Source organism: Sorangium sp. So ce363, from assembly GCF_051520435.1.
Classification (GTDB): Bacteria; Myxococcota_A; Polyangia; order Polyangiales; family Polyangiaceae; genus Sorangium; species Sorangium cellulosum_B.
Genome location: NZ_CP150333.1, coordinates 3,944,694 through 3,962,206, shown reverse-complemented (window position 1 = coordinate 3,962,206; position 17,513 = coordinate 3,944,694). Strand labels below are relative to the sequence as shown.

Annotated in this window: 14 protein-coding genes; 7 read left to right on the top strand and 7 right to left on the bottom strand. The window is 71.9% G+C overall.

The window, feature by feature from the left end:
• Window positions 1-240: 240 nt before the first annotated feature.
• Window positions 241-1,086, bottom strand: coding sequence for an SDR family NAD(P)-dependent oxidoreductase (locus WMF12_RS15210; protein ID WP_437746377.1), 846 nt, complete (start codon window positions 1,084-1,086; stop codon window positions 241-243).
• A gap of 264 nt (window positions 1,087-1,350) precedes the next feature.
• Here WMF12_RS15210 and WMF12_RS15205 point away from each other — a divergent pair, with 264 nt between their 5' ends.
• Window positions 1,351-2,121, top strand: a complete 771-nt coding sequence (locus WMF12_RS15205; RefSeq protein WP_437872270.1) for a J domain-containing protein — start codon at window positions 1,351-1,353, stop codon at window positions 2,119-2,121.
• Window positions 2,122-2,125: 4 nt separating this feature from the next.
• Here WMF12_RS15205 and WMF12_RS15200 read toward each other — a convergent pair whose 3' ends face one another.
• Both WMF12_RS15200 and WMF12_RS15195 read right to left on the bottom strand, forming a co-directional pair.
• On the bottom strand, window positions 2,126-2,860 hold the full coding sequence (locus tag WMF12_RS15200; RefSeq protein ID WP_437746375.1) for an OAM dimerization domain-containing protein: 735 nt from the start codon (window positions 2,858-2,860) through the stop codon (window positions 2,126-2,128).
• A 307-nt stretch (window positions 2,861-3,167) separates the two neighbouring features.
• Window positions 3,168-4,712 (bottom strand): lysine 5,6-aminomutase subunit alpha, encoded by a 1,545-nt coding sequence (locus WMF12_RS15195; protein WP_437746374.1) that lies wholly within the window; start codon window positions 4,710-4,712, stop codon window positions 3,168-3,170.
• A gap of 222 nt (window positions 4,713-4,934) precedes the next feature.
• Between WMF12_RS15195 and WMF12_RS15190 the strand changes: the two genes are divergently transcribed.
• The 4 genes from WMF12_RS15190 to WMF12_RS15175 all read left to right on the top strand — a co-directional run bounded on the left by WMF12_RS15190 (window position 4,935) and on the right by WMF12_RS15175 (window position 9,894).
• Complete coding sequence (locus WMF12_RS15190; protein WP_437872269.1) at window positions 4,935-5,531, top strand: FxsA family protein; 597 nt, start codon at window positions 4,935-4,937, stop codon at window positions 5,529-5,531.
• A gap of 475 nt (window positions 5,532-6,006) precedes the next feature.
• The gene (locus WMF12_RS15185) at window positions 6,007-6,525 is read left to right on the top strand and encodes an NUDIX hydrolase (protein WP_437872268.1); all 519 of its coding nucleotides are present in this window, start codon (window positions 6,007-6,009) and stop codon (window positions 6,523-6,525) included.
• A 408-nt stretch (window positions 6,526-6,933) separates the two neighbouring features.
• On the top strand, window positions 6,934-7,626 hold the full coding sequence (locus tag WMF12_RS15180; protein WP_437299912.1) for an oxidoreductase: 693 nt from the start codon (window positions 6,934-6,936) through the stop codon (window positions 7,624-7,626).
• Window positions 7,627-7,719: 93 nt separating this feature from the next.
• Window positions 7,720-9,894: a RecQ family ATP-dependent DNA helicase gene (locus WMF12_RS15175; RefSeq protein ID WP_437872267.1), complete on the top strand. Its 2,175-nt coding sequence runs from the start codon at window positions 7,720-7,722 to the stop codon at window positions 9,892-9,894.
• A 13-nt stretch (window positions 9,895-9,907) separates the two neighbouring features.
• Here the strand turns inward: WMF12_RS15175 and WMF12_RS15170 are convergent, their stop codons facing one another.
• The 4 genes from WMF12_RS15170 to WMF12_RS15155 form a co-directional block, all read right to left on the bottom strand.
• On the bottom strand, window positions 9,908-10,120 hold the full coding sequence (locus tag WMF12_RS15170; RefSeq protein ID WP_437746370.1) for a hypothetical protein: 213 nt from the start codon (window positions 10,118-10,120) through the stop codon (window positions 9,908-9,910).
• Window positions 10,121-10,449: 329 nt separating this feature from the next.
• Complete coding sequence (locus WMF12_RS15165; protein ID WP_437872265.1) at window positions 10,450-11,559, bottom strand: tyrosine/phenylalanine carboxypeptidase domain-containing protein; 1,110 nt, start codon at window positions 11,557-11,559, stop codon at window positions 10,450-10,452.
• A gap of 81 nt (window positions 11,560-11,640) precedes the next feature.
• Entirely contained in the window at window positions 11,641-12,960 is a 1,320-nt protein-coding gene (locus WMF12_RS15160; protein WP_437872263.1) for a PhoH family protein, read from the bottom strand.
• A 222-nt stretch (window positions 12,961-13,182) separates the two neighbouring features.
• Entirely contained in the window at window positions 13,183-14,544 is a 1,362-nt protein-coding gene (locus WMF12_RS15155; protein WP_437746367.1) for a sigma-54-dependent transcriptional regulator, read from the bottom strand.
• 393 nt (window positions 14,545-14,937) lie between these two features.
• On the opposite strand from WMF12_RS15155, the gene WMF12_RS15150 reads away from it, so the two are divergent.
• Together WMF12_RS15150 and WMF12_RS15145 are read left to right on the top strand one after the other, a co-directional pair.
• Window positions 14,938-16,623, top strand: a complete 1,686-nt coding sequence (locus WMF12_RS15150) for an aminotransferase class I/II-fold pyridoxal phosphate-dependent enzyme (RefSeq protein WP_437872261.1) — start codon at window positions 14,938-14,940, stop codon at window positions 16,621-16,623.
• A gap of 116 nt (window positions 16,624-16,739) precedes the next feature.
• Window positions 16,740-17,447: a hypothetical protein gene (locus WMF12_RS15145; protein ID WP_437872260.1), complete on the top strand. Its 708-nt coding sequence runs from the start codon at window positions 16,740-16,742 to the stop codon at window positions 17,445-17,447.
• Window positions 17,448-17,513: the final 66 nt, after the last annotated feature.

Below are 17,513 nucleotides of genomic sequence, written 5' to 3'. Positions count from 1 at the left end.
GACTCCGCGTGAACGACCTGCTCGAACAGTGCGCCGATGCGCCAAACGTACCCCGGAAGCGGTTCGAACCTAGCATCCAGGGATCAGCGCAGCAACGGTCGGCTCGCGCGCAGCCACATCGTCCGCGCCGCGCCGCGCGTGCGACGCGGTCCGCGGGAAGCAGCCCAGGGCGGGCGCGCCGGCGCCCCGGCCGCGCCCGCCCTCGGCGAGCCGCCCTGCGCCGTCGCGCCGGCGCCACGATCAGAGCTTGATGATCGCGTCCCAGTGATCCGCGATCTCCTGCGCCGTCCAGACGCCGCCCTCGTCCTTGAACTTCCCGGGGCTCTGGACGACCTTGTAAATGTACATCTGCGCACCGGCGACGGCGAGGACGTTGCCGGTCTTGTCGGCGCACAGGTCGGACGCGAGGAACAGCGCCGCAGGCGCCACGTGCGCCGGCGTCAGCGTGTCACCCGCCGATTGGAACATGGGCAGATCCTCCGTCAACCGGGTCTTGGCGATGGGCGCGATCGCGTTGACGGTGATCCGTTGCTTCTGCAGCTCGATCGCGGCGGTGCGGGTGATGCCGTAGATGCCGGCCTTGGCAGCCGCGTAGTTGGCCTGCCCGAAGTTGCCGAGCATCCCGGAGACGCTCGTTGTGTTGACGATCCGCCCTCCCCCGCCCTGCGCGACCATCTGCTTCGCAGCGGCCTGCGTGCAAAGGAACGTCCCCTTCAGGTGAACGGCGATGACGGCGTCCCACATGCCCTCATCCATCTTGAGGAGCGTCTTGTCGCGGACGATTCCCGCGTTGTTCACCAGGATGTCGACCCGGCCGAACGCATCGACAGCGGTCTTCACGATCTTCGCCGCGCCCTCGGGGGTCGCCACGCTGTCGAAGCTCGGCGCGGCCTGCCCGCCCGCGGCCTTGATCTCCTCCGCGACCTGCGCCGCCATCGCGTCGCTCGAGCCCGATCCGTCGCGCGTCCCGCCGAGGTCGTTGACGACGACCTTCGCGCCCTCCCGGGCGAACAGCAGCGCTTCCTCGCGGCCGATCCCGCCGCCGGCTCCCGTGATGATCGCGACCTTTCCGTCGAGCAAGCCCATCGCAGATTCCTCCTGATCCGCGCGCCGGCGCGGTGCGCCGTGCCGTTTTCGCGCGGAGCTTCGCACGGCGGGCCTCGGCCCGGGCACACATTCGTGCGCGCAGGCGCGCGCAACGCAATCGAGCGAGGGCCGAGCGAGCGCCGAGCGAGCGCCGAGCGACGGGGCGCGCGAGCGGGCCCGTCCGACCAGGGCGACGGCCGCTTGCCCGAGCGCCCGCGCCGCTTCTTTGGCCGATCGAGCGCGGCAGTGATAACGCCGCCTTCGATGCAACTGCCCAGCCGCCTTTCCACGTCGACCCTGGGAGACCTGCTCGGCGCGCTGCACCGCGAGAAGACCACCGGGCTCCTGGAGCTCTGCGAGCTCCGGACGCCGAGCGGCTCGACGGTGCCGGGCCGCCAGCACCGGATCCAGCTCTTCTCCGGCCTCGTCACGGCCGTCGAGACGCCGCTCCGGGTGCCCCGCCTCGGCGAGATCCTCGCGAAGGAGGGCTCCGCGCCCGAGCCGTCGATCCAGCGGCTCGCCGCGCTCGTCGCCGCGCACCGAGGGCGCCGGACCGGCGAGGTGCTCGTGGCAGCGGGGCTCATCCCGGCGACCGCGGTCGACCGCGCGCTCCGGATCCAGCTCCGCGCGCGCCTCGAGGCGCTCTTCAGCATCGAGGAGGCGACCATCTGCTTCCACACGGCGAGGCCCCTCGCCGGGTCGCTGCGGCAGACCGGCCCGCTCCCGCCGAGCGATTTCCTCCACGGCCGCCCGCGCGCGCGGGATCGGCAGCGGCGCGCCGGCTCGTCGGCGCGCGCCGCGCACAGCGGGCCGGCGGGCGCGCCGCCGCGCGCCGCTCGGGCGGACGAGCCGCGCCGCCGGGCGCTCGACGTGCTGGGCCTGCGCGAGGGCGCGACCGAGGCCGAGATCCGCCGCGCATTCCGCCGCCTGGCCGCGTCCCTGCACCCCGACCGCGCCGCGCACGCCGGCGACGGCGCCCAGCGCACCGCGCGGTTCGCCGAGCTCTCGGCCGCCTACCACCTGCTCGTCGCCTGACCGCCTACGCCCGGCCCACGAGGCGCTCGATCAGGAACGACGCCACAGTGATCGGCTTGGTGCCCGGGCCGAAGCCAGCGTCGAAGCCGAGCTCGACGGCCAGGTTGTGATCGATGCGCGGGCCGCCGAGCAGCAGGATCACCTTGTCCCGGAAGCCCTGGCGCGTCGCCAGGTCGACGAGCGCCGCCGCGTTCTCCTTGTGGCAGTTCCGCTGGGTGATCACCTGCGAGACCAGGATCGCGTCCGCGCCGAGCGCCTTGGCCTTCTCGCAGAGCTCGGCGTTCTCGACCTGCGCGCCGAGGTTGTGGGCGTCGAAGCACTTGAAGCTCTCGAGCCCCTTCTCGCCGGCAAACCCCTTGTAGTTCAGGATCGCGTCGATGCCGACCGTGTGCGCGTCGCTGCCGGTGCACGCCCCGACGACCACGATCTTCCGGCCGAGCTTCTTGGCCTGCGCCTCGATGTCGTCCCGCGTGAGCGGCTGAGCGGCGAGCTCCTGGACCTCGATGTCCGAGAGGTCGACCCCGTGCTGGGAGTGCCCGTAAACGACGAAATACGTGTGCTCCCGGCTGGCCTGCTCCATCGCCGTGACCAGCGGCTCGCGCAGGCCGTGCGACTCGGCAAAGCGCTTCGCCGCCTCGCGCGCGCGGTCGCCCGGCAGGACGCGGAGCGTGAACGACATCTGGACCATCCCGTCCCCCTCTCGGTCGCCATACGCACGCAGGATGTTTCGCAGTGTCATGCTCACCTCTGTCTACAGCCAGGGGGCCGAAAGAGCCCATCCATCGTTGACAGTATCGCCATGCGGCGCCGCGCGGCCAGCGCGATCGAGGGGGCGAGAGCGCGTATCTTCCACACTTCCACGCTTCCACGCTTCCACGCTTCCACGCTTCAGCCATGCTTCGGCGCACAGAAGATGCCAAGTCAGGAAGAATGTCTTCCGGCGCGCTGACGCTCCGGCCGTCTCGGAGGTTGTCCTGGGAATCCCGTCCTTCGCGGCGCGCCCGAAGCCCGAAGGCCCTCGACCGGGACGGCGCAGCAGGCCGGGGCTACGACCGCTCCAGGACCTCGAGGATCGGGTTCAGGTACTCCGGGTGGCGCGCGACGACCCCCGAGTACCCCTTCCCCCCGGTGCGCGTGCGCTTGACGTCGCCGAACGCGCCGCGCCCGATGGCGTCCCAGACGGTCTCCTGCTCGACCTCCCGCAGCAGCTCGTGCGCCTTGTCGAGGACCTCGCGGGCGCGCCGCTCGACGATGCCGCCCGGCTTCCACTGGATCTCGTCGCCGAGGTGCCGCGCCGCGGTGAAGATGTAGCGGGCGCTCTTCAGCGAGAGATACCGGTCCATGAGGAGCGGTGTGTGGACCGCCTCGCTGAACATCCCGAGCAGCTCGATCGACTGGCCGGTCGTGATCCCGACCAGGTTGAACATCGCGTCGTGGACGTGGCTGTGGAAGATGTCGCCTGTCTTGAACTTGGTGGGCGGCATCCACTTGATCGGGTGCCGGTCGAAGATCTGCCGGACGAGCTGGGCCTGGGCGAGCTCGAAGAGGAGGCTGTCCTCGAGCCAGGGGTCGATCTCGAAGGCGTGGCCGAGGCCCATCTGCTCCTCGCGGAGGCCCGCGCGCCGCGCGAACGCCTCGTTGATGAACTGCGACGCGAGCACCGTATGGGCCTTCTCGACCGCGTCGGCGGTCGTGAGGTAGTTGTCCTCTCCCGTGTTGATGACGATGCCGCTCCTCGCGATGATCCTGCGGGAGAAATACTGATCGATGAACGTCCGCTGCATGTTGATGTCGCGGAACAGGATCCCGTACATCGCGTCGTTGAGCAGCATGTCGAGCCGCTCCACCGCCGCCATCCAGGCGATCTCGCTCATGCAGAGGCCGGACGAGTAGTTCGTCTGCGCGAGGTAGGTGCCGGTGTCGCGGGTCGCCTCGTCGGTGGCGCGGCGGATGATCCTGAAGTTCTCCTGGGTCGCGTACGTGCCGCCGTATCCCTCGGTGGTCGGCCCCTCCGGGACGTAGTCGAGGAGCGACTGGGCGGTCGCGCGGATCACGGCGACGATGTCGGCGCCAGCGAACCCGGCGGCCTTGGCCTGCACGGCGTCGTCGTAGATGTTGCCCGTCGCGACGATGACGTACTTGAGCGGCGCGACGCCGACCCGGTGCGCCGCCTTGTTGGCCTCGCGCTCGTCGCGGGCCCCGTCGATCCGGGCGATCGCCTCCCGCGTCGCGGCCTCGAGCGCGCCGCGCGCCTCGGCCGCGGAGGGCCCCGCGCCGAGGTCGGCCGCCTCGCTGAACGCCAGCATCTCCGCGGCCTCCTGCACGGAGCCGGCGCCCTCGTAGAGCGCCCGGCCGAGGTGGTACGCGACGCCGCGGCCGGCTTGCCCCGCCCTGTGGATGCGATCGACGAGCGCGTTCACGAGCGGCGTCCCCTCGGCGTCGGCGCCGACCACGCCGTAGGCGCGGGCGACGGTGCGCTCGACGCCGACCGTGGTGTGGCGGTCGATGAAGCGCTGCACCTCGTCGGCGATGTCGGCGGCAAACGCGCGGCACGCCTCCACCTTTTCCTGCTCCACGGGGACAGTCGTCATGGATTTCTCCGGGGCAAGCGCTCTTAGCGCACTCTCACCGCGGCCGGTACTCCGGCGCAGGAACCATGGCGGAGCATGGAACAGCCGGCCTCGCGGGACTCAGCGGCGGCCGATGACGGCGCGGCGCGGCGCGGCGCGCGATGACGGCGCTCGGCAGCGACGCCGGCGGCGGGCGGCCCCACGCGTGCGCGGCGCGGCGGGCGGCGCTAGACGACGGGGGTCATGGGCAAGCTCATCCTGCTCTTCACGGCGCTCCCGATCCTGGAGCTCTGGCTCCTCCTGTCGATCGGCGACGTCATCGGCTTCTGGCCTACCGTGGCGATCGCGCTCGGGACGGCGGTCCTCGGCGCAGCGCTCGCGAAGCGCGAGGGGCTCAAGGTGCTCGCCTCGTGGCGCGGCGCGATGGCCGCGGGGCGCGTCCCGGACGAGGGGCTCACGGGAGGGCTCCTCGTGCTCCTCGGGGCGGCCCTGCTCGTCACGCCGGGGGTGCTGACCGACGTGGCAGGGCTCCTGCTCCTGCTCCCGCCGGTGCGCCGCCGCATCGCGGCGGTGGTGCGGGAGCGGTTCGAGCGGCGGGTGGCCGCGGCGAGCGCCGCCGGCATCGGTGTTGGCGGCCCCGGCGACGGCGCGTTCTTCAGCATGAGGGTCATCGACCTGGGCGGCGGACCGTTCGGCGAGCGCGCCGAGGGGCGCGCTCGCGCGTCCCGCGGGCAACCGGCGTCATGGCAGGTCATCGACGTCGATGCGGAGGTGACCGAGGGCGCCGACGAGGATGAGGCCGGCGGGCCAGCGCGGACAACGCGACGGCTGCCCGGCTGACACCTCGATGTCATCGATGCCCCGGCGAACGCACGCGCGCTCGCGCTGCCCGGAGCACCAGCGACTCTCACCCACGACACCCGAACACCGGCGTCAGGAGCTCGACGAGACACGCGAGCGACGACGCAGGACAACGATTCACGTCCGAGCTGCACGACTGAAACGACAAAGAAACAGAGCGCATTGTAGGCTCATCAACGTCGTCGGCGCAGCCCGACATCCCAGGAGAAACGACATGAAGATCTGAACCTGTCCAACATGACGCAACAACGCACAACGACACCAACGCAGCAACCTCTATGAAAGATCCAACTCGAACCTCGATCCCATCGACCAGGCCGCGCCGCCCCGGCAGCAGCGCGAAGAACGACCCTGGCACGACGTCCAGCCCTGAACAGCGCCGACACGCTCGCCTGAACGCCCGGCGGGCGGTGCTCCAGCGGCCCCGCCGCACGCGCTCGCGGAGGGTGCCCAGATGAGGCTCATCAAGTCGATGGCCGGCTGGCTCCTCGGGTACGTCGATCCACGGGAGCCGCTCGGCAGCTCGCTCATCAACGCTCTTTCCCGGCTCCCCATCCACCTCGCCGCGGACGCCGTATGCCTCCGGAGGAACGCGGACTCTGGCGCCCTCGAGGTGCTCCTGACACAGCGCGGAGCGTCGGCGGCAGGCCCTGGAGAGTGGTGCTGCCCTGGCAGCGTCCTCTCGCCGGGCGAGCAGCCCGAGCACGTCCTCCACCGGGTCGGGATGACGATCTCCGACTTCACGTTCGTCGGCGACTACTTCTCGGCCGCCGCGCGCGGCTGGATGCTCTCCCGGGTCCATCAGGCGAAGCTCGCCGAGGTCCCGGCGACGGGCACCTGGTGGCCAGTCGAGCAGCTGCCGAACAACCTGGTACCCAAGCACCGGGAGCTGGTCATCCCGATGGCGGTCAAGGCCTTCCACGCCCAGCGCGCGAAGCGCTCGCAGAAGGTCGCCAGCGCGCCGCTCACGTGAGGACCCGCGCGGGGGCCCAGCGCCGCCGCGGCGCAGTCGACGGGCGCCCCGCTCAAGGCACATCTCGCACGCTCGCTTTGAGATGCGCCCGCGGGATCACAGGAGATGTGCGATCATCCCCCCTTCAGGGTACGGCCATCTCCAGAGCCAGCAGCTCGATGGAGCGCTGCGGTCGTCCGTCTATGCTGCTCCGGGCGAGCGCGGCGCGTGACTGGCGCCCGACTGTCCAAGGACAGAGCATGTAGCGCCCGGACACACCAGGAAAGGAAGCGTGGGGGGGGCCGCGCCGTCGGTCCGCGCGCGCCCTGCACGGCCGGCCGCTATGGTTCGCGCGCCGCTTGCGTTACGCTGCGTGGTACGGCTGTGGATCCCCGCGGCGGCGCTCTCCGCGGATGATTCCGCACGGACATGGAAGACATGACGGTCGACAAGACAGCTCTCATCGTGGGAGGAACGGGCCTCGTCGGCGGCCACTGCCTGCGCCTCCTCGTGCAACAGCCAGCGTACACGAAGGTCGTCGCCCTGCTCCGCCGCCCGGCCCCGATCGAGGATGCGCGGCTCTCGCAGCGCATCGTCGACTTCGACCGGCTCGAAGGCGCGGACTTCGCCGGCGTGAGCGACGTGTTCTGTGCGCTCGGGACGACGATCGCCAAGGCCGGCTCCGAAGAGGCCTTCTACGAGATCGATTATCGCTACCCCATCACCGTCGCCAGGCTCGCCGAGAAGGCCGGGGTGAAGCAGTTCGTCCTGGTCTCCTCCGTGGGCGCCGACCCGCGCTCGACCAGCTTCTACCTGCGCGTGAAGGGCGAGCTCGAGCAGGAGCTCTCGGCGGCGAGCTTCGCGGCGGTCCACGTCCTCAGGCCGAGCCTGCTCCTCGGCGAGCGGGGCGAGGTCAGGAAGGGCGAGGCCATCGGCGTCGCGGCGGCGCAGACGCTCCGGTTCACGATGAAGGGCGGCCTGCGCAGGTACCGGCCCATCGACGCGAGGACCGTCGCCGGCGCGATGGTCGCCGCCGCGCTCGACGGGCGCAGCGGTCGCCACGTCTATCACTTCGACGACATGGAAGCGCTCGCCAAGGGCATCGGCGTCGTCCAGGCCTGATCACCGCCATGGCGCCGCCACCCACCGGGCGACGCAAGCGCGCGAAAATGCTAGGGCTCTCGGCAGGCACGGCGCTCGCTCGATGACGCCGCCATGGTCCTCGCTGAACGCCCCTCGCCGATCGTGACCGAGCGCCTCGCCCCCTCCCCGCTGCGCCCGCCGGAGAGCCCGCCGCCGTCGCTCGACGCCGTGCTCGCGGAGCGGTTCGGCATCGCCGCGTTCCGGCCGTGGCAGCGCGAGGCGATCGAGGCCCTGCTCGGGGGCGCGGGGCGCGTCCTCGTGGTCGCCCCGACCGGCGGCGGCAAGTCGCTCTGTTACCAGCTCCCGGCCGTCGCCCTGGCCGGCACGGCGCTCGTCCTGAGCCCGCTCATCTCCCTGATGGAAGATCAGGTCCGCGCCCTCGAGGCGCGCGGCATCCCGGCGACGTTCATCGCGTCCAGCCTCGCGCGCGAGGAGAACGGCCGCCGCCTCGCCGCCCTCCGCCGCGGCGAGTACAAGCTCGTCTACGCCGCGCCCGAGCGCCTCGCCCTCGACGGGTTCCTCGAGGCGCTCGCCGCGAGCCGCCTCTCGCTCGTCGCCGTCGACGAGGCGCACTGCATCGTCCAGTGGGGGCACGACTTCCGGCCCGACTACCTGCGCATCGGCGCCGCGCTCGCGCGGCTCCGGCCGCCCCGGGTCCTCGCCTGCACCGCGACGGCGACCCCCGACGCGCGCGACGAGATCATCCGCCGGCTCGGCTGGCCGCTGCCCGCGCCCGACGGCGCGGGCGACGGCGGCGGTGATGCGGTGAACGGGCGCGGCCCCGAGGAGCCGCCGCCCAAGGTGATCCTGCGCGGCTTCGCCCGGCCCAACCTCCACCTGCAGGTCTCCGCGGTCGACGGCCCGCGCGAGGCCGGGCGCCGCACGGCGCGCGCGCTGCTGGAGGCCCTCGGCGATCCCGGCCGGCCCCGCGGGGCGGGCATCGTCTACGCGGCCACCCGCAAGGGAGCCGAGCGCCTCGCCGAGGCGCTCCGCGACGCTGGCTGGAACGCGGAAGCGTACCACGCCGGGCTCGCCCCCGAGTCCCGCGCCCGCCTCTCGGCGGGCTTCGCCGATCGCAGCCTCTCCGTGGTCGTGGCCACGAACGCCTTCGGCATGGGGATCGATCGCCCCGACGTCCGCCTCGTCGTGCACGCCCAGCCGCCGTCGTCGATCGAGGCGTACTACCAGGAGGTCGGCCGCGCCGGGCGGGACGGCGCCCCGGCCCGCGGCCTCCTCTTGTTCGCGCCCGCGGACATCGCGCTGCGCCGCCGGCTCTGCCAGCTCGGCGAGGGGGGCGTCGAGGCGAGCGCCGACGACGCCGCGCGCGCCTGGGGGCTGTTCCGCGAGCTGCTCCGCTACGTCGACGCCGCGACGTGCCGGCACGACTTCATCCTCCGCTACTTCGGCGACGAGGCAGAGTCGCTCGGCGGCTGCGGCCACTGCGACGTCTGCCTGGAGGTCGACGCCCTCGAGGCGAGCGACCCGGCCGCGCTCGCCCGCGACAACGACCTCGTGCGCCGCGCGCTCGCCGGCGTCGCGCGGGTAAAGGGCGGCGCCGGGATGCAGGCGGTCGCGTCGATGCTGATCGGCGAGTCGAACGAGCGCGTCCGCCGCATGGGGCTCGACCGGCTCTCGACGTTCGGCGTCCTCGAGAGGAAGAGCCACGACGAGGCGATGTCGATCCTTCGCGCGCTGCTCGCCAACGCGTGGATCGATCTCACGACCGGCGAGTTCCCCGTCCCCCTCATCACGCCGGCGGGCTGGCGCGTGATGCGCGGAGACGTGCCCGCGCGGGTGCGGCTCCCGGTCCCCGCCGCGCGCCGGCGGCCGCGCCGCGCGGCGCCGGGCCCGTCCGCTGCGCGCTCGCCGGCGGCCGCGCCCTCCCCGCGGGCGCGCACGCAGCCGGCCCCGCAGGCGCTCTCGTCCGCCGCGACCCGCGACGACGCGGCGCGCCCTGCGCCGGGCGCCCCCCTCCCCGCCTCGCGCGCGCAAGCGGAGCCCGGCGTCGAGCTCGAGGAGCGCGACGTGCCGCTGTTCGAGGCGCTCCGGGCCCACAGGGCCGCGCTCGCGAAGGAGAAGTCGCTGCCCGCCTACGTCATCGCGCACGACCGGACGCTCCGGGAGATCGCGCGGATCCGGCCCGCGTCGCTCGACGACCTCGCGCTCGCGCGCGGCATGGGGCAGGCGAAGATCTCGAGCTACGGGGAGGGCATCCTCCGCGTCGTCCGGGAGTTCTCGGGCCCCTGATCGGCCCGGGACCTCAGGCGAGACCCGTAACGCGGAGCTCCGCGATGAGCTGGCCATCCAGGCTGACGAAGGTCGTCAGGCGCCCCTCGACGTTGATGAACACGTCGAGCATCAGGCCCGCGCCGAGATCCAGGACATGGAGGTCACCCTTGAGGACCACCGTCGGGGCCTCGCCTCCCCTCGGCGGCCGTCTGGGTTCCCTCTCCATGGCCTTCTTCGAGTTCATGCCCGCCTCCGCCCACCAGCCCATCCGCGCCCAGGACCGCCGCCGCACGCCGCGCGGTCGACCCGGATGCGACCACACGCGCGAGGCAGCCCGCCCGCCGGCCACCACGTCAAGCGCGTTCCATGCCGTGCTCGCACGGCTGGAGTGATCCTTCCCTTCACGCAGCCCCCTTTCTCGCCCGCTCCTCACCCGGCCGGCGATGCCTTCATTTCATGGGATCGGCTTCACAGGAAGGTGCGAAGTTCAGCGAGGATCGGACTTTTGTTCCCGGCTTCCCATCCTCCCGATCGAGGCGGGCAACCCCGGTCGAGCTGGGCAGCCACGATCCCTCACCTCTCCCTCGCCCAGGACGAGAGCGACGCTGCTGCGCCCACCGAGACCCGGCCCGAGGCGAGCACCGGCCCCAGCGCTGGCTGCTCCATGAGCAGCGCCTCGACCCGCAGCAGCGCCGGCAGGTAGACGACCTCCCGCGCGAGGCCGCCGCCCCGGTGGACACGCGCCGCGATGCGCAGGGCGTCCCCCATGGAGCGCGCGCCGCGCGCCTCGAGGAGCCGCGCGGTCTCGACGAAGCCCGCGCCGCGCTCGACGCTCCGCGCGGCGAGGTGGCGCAGCCCGAGCTCGATCCGGCGGGCGCCGACCAGGTACCCCGCGGCGCGCTCTCGCGCGAGCGCCCAGCCCTCCTGATCGTCGCCCCCGTTCGCGGTCCCGATCGCGAAGATCCCGAGCGGGAGCGCCGCGGCGCGCACGCTGGGCGCCGCGTGCCCCTCGATCTCGTGGAGCACCGTGCGCTCGACGTCGTCGCGCGTGAGCATGCGCCCCCGCGCGACCTGGATCACCCCGTCGCCCGTCGCGGCGAGCGGCGCGATGTCGGCGATCACGACCCGGAGGGGCAGGCGCCACTCCCCGATCTCGCGGCGCATCCGCGACACGAGCGACCGGGGCGAGCGCGCGTCATCGCTCCGCACCCGCTCCTCGTCGCTCGACGCGGCGCCCGCCTCCTGCTCGACCCAGGCCGCGGCGAGCGCGTCCGCCTGCTCGTCGAACGCGTCGCGCGCGGCGTAGCGGCGGCGCGCGGCGGCCCAGCACCCGGCCCCGCCCGCGGCCTCGCAGATGGCGGCCTCCGCGGCGAGCTCGCTCGCGCGGCCGGCGTAGACCGCGCCGAGCTCGCCCTGCCCGGCGAGGCGCTCGGCCGCCGCCTCCATCGCCTTCCGGAGATCGCTGTGGTCCTGCGCGGGCGCGTAGGCGAACCGCGGGAGCTCCCCGCCGCTCCGAGCCCAGGAGGCGGCGAGCCGCGCGAGCTCCTCGACGAGGTTCACCGGCGTGCTCGACCCGACGACGCGGATCCGCCGCGCCGCGGCGCCGAGGAGCCGATCCGCGTCCGGCACCCACGCCGGAGGCGCCGGCCGCTCGGCCGATCTAGCTCGAGGACGCCGCGCCACGGCCCGCCGCTCCTTCCAAGTACGCCCCCGCCCCGTGCGCCCCCGCCTCGTGAGAGCGCCGCGCGCCCGGCGCCGCCCGCCTCAGAGCAGGTTCGCCGCGAGCTCCGCGAGCTCGCTGCGCTCGCCCTTGGCGAGCACCACGTGACCCGCGATGCGCTCGCGCCTGAACCGCTCCGCCACCACGAGCAGGCCGTTCGACGCGTGGTCCACGTACGGGTTGTCGATCTGCTGAGGGTCGCCGGTCAGCACGATCTTGGTCCCCTCGCCGCACCGCGTGATGATCGTCTTCACCTCGTGCGGGGTGAGGTTCTGGGCCTCGTCCACGATGAGGTACTGGTGCGGCAGGCTGCGCCCCCGGATGTAGGTCAGCGGCTCGACCTGGATCTGCCCGCTCTCCAGGAGCTCCACGAAGCCGCGCGCGTCGCGCCCCGGCCTCGTGCCGCCGTTCGAGAACAGGAACTCGAGGTTGTCGAAGATCGGCTGCATCCACGGGTTCAGCTTCTCGTCCACGTCGCCCGGAAGGAAGCCCAGATCGCGCCCGAGCGGCATGATCGGCCGGCTCACGAGCAGCCTGCTGTAGGCGTTGTCCTCGGTCGTCCGCTTGAGCGCCGCCGCGAGCGCGAGGAGCGTCTTGCCCGTCCCGGCCTTGCCGATCAGCGTGATCAGCCGGACCGAATCGTCGAGCAGGAGGTCCAGCGCGAACGCCTGCTCCTTGTTGCGCGGCCGGACCCCCATCACCCCCTCCCGCCCGACGCGGAGCGCGACGATCTGCCCGCGCGCCGCGTCGAACCGGCCGAGCGCCGTGTGGCTCGGCGCCCCCGCGTCGCGGAGCAGCACCGCAGAATTCGGCAACAAATCCGCGAGGTTGGCGCCGGCGAGAAAGCCGTTCTGGAAGAACGCGTCGACCTCGGCGCCGGGCACCTCGAGCTCCACCACCGACTGCTCGATGGCCGGGTCGTGCACCCGCTGGTTCTCGTACGTCTCCGCCGGGATCCCGAGCGCGTCGGCGCGGATCCGGAGGTTCGTGTCCATCGTCACGAAGATGGTCGGCCGATCCTTGTGCCGATCGCGGATGTCGATCGCCGTCTGAAGGATGGCGTTGTCCTGCGATCCGGACTCCAGCCCCACGAGCAGCTCCGGCCGCCGCTCCGGGATCGCGATCCGCAGCGTTCCGCCGCTCTCGAGCAGCACCCCGGTCGCGAGCGTCCCGGCGCCGCGGACCTCGTCGAGCAGCCGGGCGATCGTCCTCGCGTTGCGCCCGCGCTCGGAGCCCTCCCGCTTGAACTGATCGATCTCCTCGATCGCGTAGATCGGGATGATGACGTCGTTGTCCTCGAACCTGAAGATCGCGTGCGGATCGTGGAGGAGGACGTTCGCGTCGAGAACGTAATTCTTCTTCATGGGGGAGCGGGACGACGTAGCCGCCTGAAGCGACGGGCGCAAGAGAGCTGTTGTGCCGCCCGCGCCTGGTTGTCGTCACGCGCGCGGTCACGCGTTGACCCATGCATCGGCGCGAGCCTCGCCCGGACATCTGGAGAATACCGATCTTCGACTCGGCCGGATCTGGAACATCGCCCACAGTCGTCGCGTCGTCCCCGTCGATTCCCAGCCGGCCCGTCGTCGTCAGAGATCGATCCGGTAGTCCTTGATCTTGTAGAGCAGCGCCCGGTGGCTGATCTCCAGCACCTCGGCCGCCTTGGTCCGGTTGCCCTTCGTCTTCTGGAGCGCGCGCCGGATGAGGATCTCCTCGATGACGCGGGACGTCTTCTTGATCGACAGCTCGCCGCTCGTCAGCTGCATCTGGATCGGATCGCGCGCCTCGCGGATCCGCTCGGGCAGGTCGGCCTCGCCGATGCGCTCGCCCTCGCAGAGCACCATGGCGCGCTCGACGGTGTTCTCCAGCTCCCGCACGTTGCCCGGCCAGCGGTACTCCAGGAGCAGCCGCCTCGCCTCGGGCTCGAAGCCGCGGATGTTGATGCCGAACCGCGCGTTGTTCCTCGCGAGGAAGTGATCCATGAGGATCGGGATGTCCTCCCGCCGCTCGCGGAGCGGAGGGATCGCGATCGGGAGCACGTTGATCCGGTAGAAGAGGTCCTCGCGGAACCGGCCGGCCTGCGTCTCGGCCATCAGGTCGCGGTGGGTCGCCGCGAGGATGCGGACGTCGACCTTGATGTCCTTGCTGTCCCCCAGCCGGCGGAGCGTCTCCTCCTGGAGCACCCGGAGCAGCTTCACCTGCAGCGGGAGCGGCAGCTCGCCGATCTCGTCGAGCAGCAGCGTGCCGTGGTTCGCCTGCTCGAACAGCCCCGCCCTGTCGTTCACCGCGTCGGTGAACGCGCCCCGCTTGTACCCGAAGAGCTCGCTCTCCAGCAGGTTCTCCGGGATGGCGCCGCAGTTGACCGCGACGAACGGACCGCCGCGGCGGCTCGACCGCCGGTGGATCGCCCGGGCCACGAGCTCCTTGCCGACGCCGCTCTCGCCCGTGATGAGCGCCGTGGTCTTGTAGTCGGCGACCTTCGCGATCGTCTTGAAGATCACCTGCATCGGCGGGCTCTTCGCGAGGATCTCCTCGAAGAGGTTCTCCCGCCGGATCTCCTGGCGCAGCACGCGGTTCTCGCGGCGGAGCGCCTCCCGCTCCTCGGCCTTGCGGAGCGTGAGCAGCACCTCCTCGGCCTTGAACGGCTTCTGGAGGTAATCGTAGGCGCCCGCCTTCATCGCCTCGATCGCCAGGTCGACGTTGCCGTAGGCGCTCATCACGATGACCGTGGCCTCGTTGCCCTTGGCCTTCAGCGTCGCCAGCAGATCGAGCCCGCCCATCCTGGGCATCCGCACGTCGGTCAGGATGACGTCGGGCCCGAACGTCTCGACCATCGCGAGCGCCTCCTCGCCGCTCGAGACCGCCTCGACTTCGTAGCCATCCCGCTTGAGGAAGGTGCGCACCACGAGGCGCAGGTTTTCTTCGTCGTCAACGACTAGGACACGGCGCATACACCCTGAAAACTTTTCCTACACCGGCGCGCACCACTCCGCAACGAGTTGCGTCTTTGCCCCTGCCGCAGCCTGTCATCCGCGGTGTTTGGGAGTCGGGCGCAGCGCGCGCGGGCCCCCGGCGGGCGAGCTCTGCGAACGTCGCCGCGCACCACGCGAACGCCCCTGCGCGACGCGGAATGCGCGTGCGCGGCGACGGCGCTTCGCGGCGCTCGCGGCACGCCGGGACGACGCGGTGGTGGCAGTTGACGCGGCCCGCGCAGGCTGCTTTAGCGGCGACACGCGCAGGGAACCAGCTGGGGCCCGAGAGGCCTCGATCCTGCACGCCGGAGCGGCTTTCGCGGACAGGACCGCGCCCCTTAATTCGATCGCGTGAGGAGCCAGGGCATGAGGATGAAGGATCGTCTGGTCGACCAAGCAAAGAAGCTCACCTCGTCGGGCGTGGTCGTCCGTGTCGTCAGCAACGATCGCGTGATGCGGCTCGCCACGGGGGTCATGGACGCGAAGAACCGCCTGCGCGCCGCCCGGGAGCGGGCCGCGGAGGCCTGGGACATCCTGCTCAACGGGCACGCGCTCCCGAACATCGATCCCGCGCTCGACGACGAGGCCGGCGTCCACGTGGCGACGCCGTCCCGCGCGGCGGCCCGCCAGCCCGCCGCGGGCGGCGCGGGCGGCGCGGGGCTGTCCGTCGTGGAGGACACGGCGAGCAGCGACGCGCTGCGCGAGCGTACCGCCGAGCGCACCGCCGCCCGCACGCACGTGAACGGCGTGGGCGCGAACGGCGCGGGCTCGAACGGCGCCGGCACCTACGTGGCCGCGGCGGCCGAGCAGCAGCTCGCGACCCAGATGGCGGCGCGGACGTCGCTGTCGCGGATCGGCGGGCGCGACGTGTTCGAGAAGGCGTACAAGTTCATGACCGCGGACAACGCCCGCGCCATGGGCGTCTACCCCTTCTTCCGCCCGCTCGACTTCAACAACGGCCCCGAGGCGCAGCTCGAGGGCCGGACCGTGATCATGCTCGGCTCGAACAACTACCTCGGGCTGACGACCCACCCGAAGGTGCGGGAAGCCGCGCGGAACGCCATCGACAAATACGGCACCAGCATGACTGGCTCGCGGCTCGTGAACGGGTCGATGCGCCTCCACAACGAGCTCGAGCAGAAGCTCGCCGCCTTCCACGGCAAGGAGGCGGGGCTCGTGTTCACGACGGGCTATCAGGTGAACATCGCGACCATCTCGGCGCTCCTGAGCAACAAGCGGAGCGTCGCGATGATCGACAAGGACGATCACGCATCCATCTACGACGGCGTGCGGCTCGCGCAGGCGGCCGGCGCCCGGATGGTGCGCTACAAGCACAGCGATCCCGCCGCGCTCGACAGCGCGCTCTCCGAGATCGCCGACACCGAGGGCGCCCTCGTGATCACCGACGGCGTCTTCAGCGCCCAGGGCGAGATCGCGAGTCTGCCCGGGATCGTCGAGGTGGTGAAGAAGCACAAGGCGCGGCTCCTCGTCGACGACGCGCACGCGCTCGGCGTCATCGGCCCCGGGGGCCGCGGCACCGCCGCGCACTTCGGCCTCGAGAAGGAGGTCGACCTCATCGGCGGCACCTTCTCGAAGTCGCTCGCCTCGATCGGCGGCTGGCTCGTCGGTGAGCGAAAGGTGCTCGATTACATTCAGCATTTTGCCTACAGCTTCCTCTTCGCGGCGAGCGCCGCGCCGCCCTGCGTGGCCGCCGCCATGGCCTCGCTCGAGGTCATGCAGGAGGAGCCCTGGCGCCAGGAGAAGCTCCGCGAGAACTTCACGTACATGCGCACGGAGCTGCAGCGGCTCGGCTTCGAGCTCGGCAAGACCGAGACGGCCGTCATCCCCATCTACATCCGCGACGATCTCAAGACCGTGATGATGTGGAAGTCGCTCCTCGACGACTACTCGCTCTACGTGAATCCGTTCATCACGCCCGGCGTCCCGCCCAAGCAGCAGGTCCTCCGCACGAGCTACATGGCGACCCACGAGCGCAAGCACCTCGATCACGCGCTCGAGGCGTTCGAGAAGGTCGGCAAGAAGTTCGGCGTCATCTGAGCCGGTGAGCCGGGAGCGGCGCCCTCCGGGCCCGCTCCCCGCGCTCGACGTGATCGACGCGCGCCCGCCACGTTCGGCATTTTCGCCGCGCGGCGGGCGTGGTCAGCTGAGCGGTCATGGATCTTCGACCGTTCGCGCAAGGTGTCGCCGGTGCGCTGGGACCTGCGCTCCGCTCTTTCTTCCTGACCGCCGCGGCCATGTCGTTCCTGGCCCTCGTGCTCGCCGCCTCGTCGTATGCCATCGCGGCCGACGGCTCGGCGCTGCGCGGGGCGCTGGCGGCCGTCGCGGCGCTCGCGCTCTCCGCCGTGATCGGCTTCACGCTGTCGTGGAAGCGGGCGCTCGGCACCGGCATCCTGCAGATCGTGCGGGCGAAGCGCCTCGGCGGGACGCTCGTGAGCTCCGTGTTCGAGCGGCTGCTCGGCGTCTCCGAGCAGGCCGAGGCGGGCGCCCGCGGCGGGCGGATGGCGCAGGCGGTGGAGCGCGTCCCGCTCAACGAGGCGGTGAAGCGCCTGCGCCTCGCCGTGATCCACAGGGTGCAGGCCGCGCCGACAGGGGGCGGCGTGCGGGGGTTCCTGCGGCGCAGGATCGAGGCGCAGCTGCTCGGGACCATCGAGACGCTGACGCTGGCGCGCTTCCGCAACGAGGCCAACCAGGGAGGCGGCATCGACCTGCTGAAGGTGCGGGACGAGCTCGCCCAGGGCGTCGACGGCCTCGTCACCGACCAGATCGAGGGGACGCTGCTGAAGATGACGCTGCTCCTCGTCGGGGCCGCCGCGCTGGCGTCGCTCGGGGCGGCCGCGGGCATCCAGCACATCCCCCTGTGATCCTCCTCTCAAACCACGCGCAGGCCCTCTCCCCCTGCGCGCCCCCGGCCCTCGGCAAACGGCACC

Coding starts and splice junctions, on each gene's coding strand:
- WMF12_RS15185 (WP_437872268.1), top strand. CDS start 6,007: ATGAGGCTCATCAAGTCGATGGCCGGCTGGCTCCTCGGGTACGTCGAT.
- WMF12_RS15145 (WP_437872260.1), top strand. CDS start 16,740: ATGGATCTTCGACCGTTCGCGCAAGGTGTCGCCGGTGCGCTGGGACCT.
- WMF12_RS15175 (WP_437872267.1), top strand. CDS start 7,720: ATGGTCCTCGCTGAACGCCCCTCGCCGATCGTGACCGAGCGCCTCGCC.
- WMF12_RS15195 (WP_437746374.1), bottom strand. CDS start 4,712: ATGACGACTGTCCCCGTGGAGCAGGAAAAGGTGGAGGCGTGCCGCGCG.
- WMF12_RS15210 (WP_437746377.1), bottom strand. CDS start 1,086: ATGGGCTTGCTCGACGGAAAGGTCGCGATCATCACGGGAGCCGGCGGC.
- WMF12_RS15200 (WP_437746375.1), bottom strand. CDS start 2,860: ATGACACTGCGAAACATCCTGCGTGCGTATGGCGACCGAGAGGGGGAC.
- WMF12_RS15160 (WP_437872263.1), bottom strand. CDS start 12,960: ATGAAGAAGAATTACGTTCTCGACGCGAACGTCCTCCTCCACGATCCG.
- WMF12_RS15155 (WP_437746367.1), bottom strand. CDS start 14,544: ATGCGCCGTGTCCTAGTCGTTGACGACGAAGAAAACCTGCGCCTCGTG.
- WMF12_RS15150 (WP_437872261.1), top strand. CDS start 14,938: ATGAAGGATCGTCTGGTCGACCAAGCAAAGAAGCTCACCTCGTCGGGC.
- WMF12_RS15180 (WP_437299912.1), top strand. CDS start 6,934: ATGGAAGACATGACGGTCGACAAGACAGCTCTCATCGTGGGAGGAACG.
- WMF12_RS15190 (WP_437872269.1), top strand. CDS start 4,935: ATGGGCAAGCTCATCCTGCTCTTCACGGCGCTCCCGATCCTGGAGCTC.
- WMF12_RS15170 (WP_437746370.1), bottom strand. CDS start 10,120: ATGAACTCGAAGAAGGCCATGGAGAGGGAACCCAGACGGCCGCCGAGG.
- WMF12_RS15205 (WP_437872270.1), top strand. CDS start 1,351: ATGCAACTGCCCAGCCGCCTTTCCACGTCGACCCTGGGAGACCTGCTC.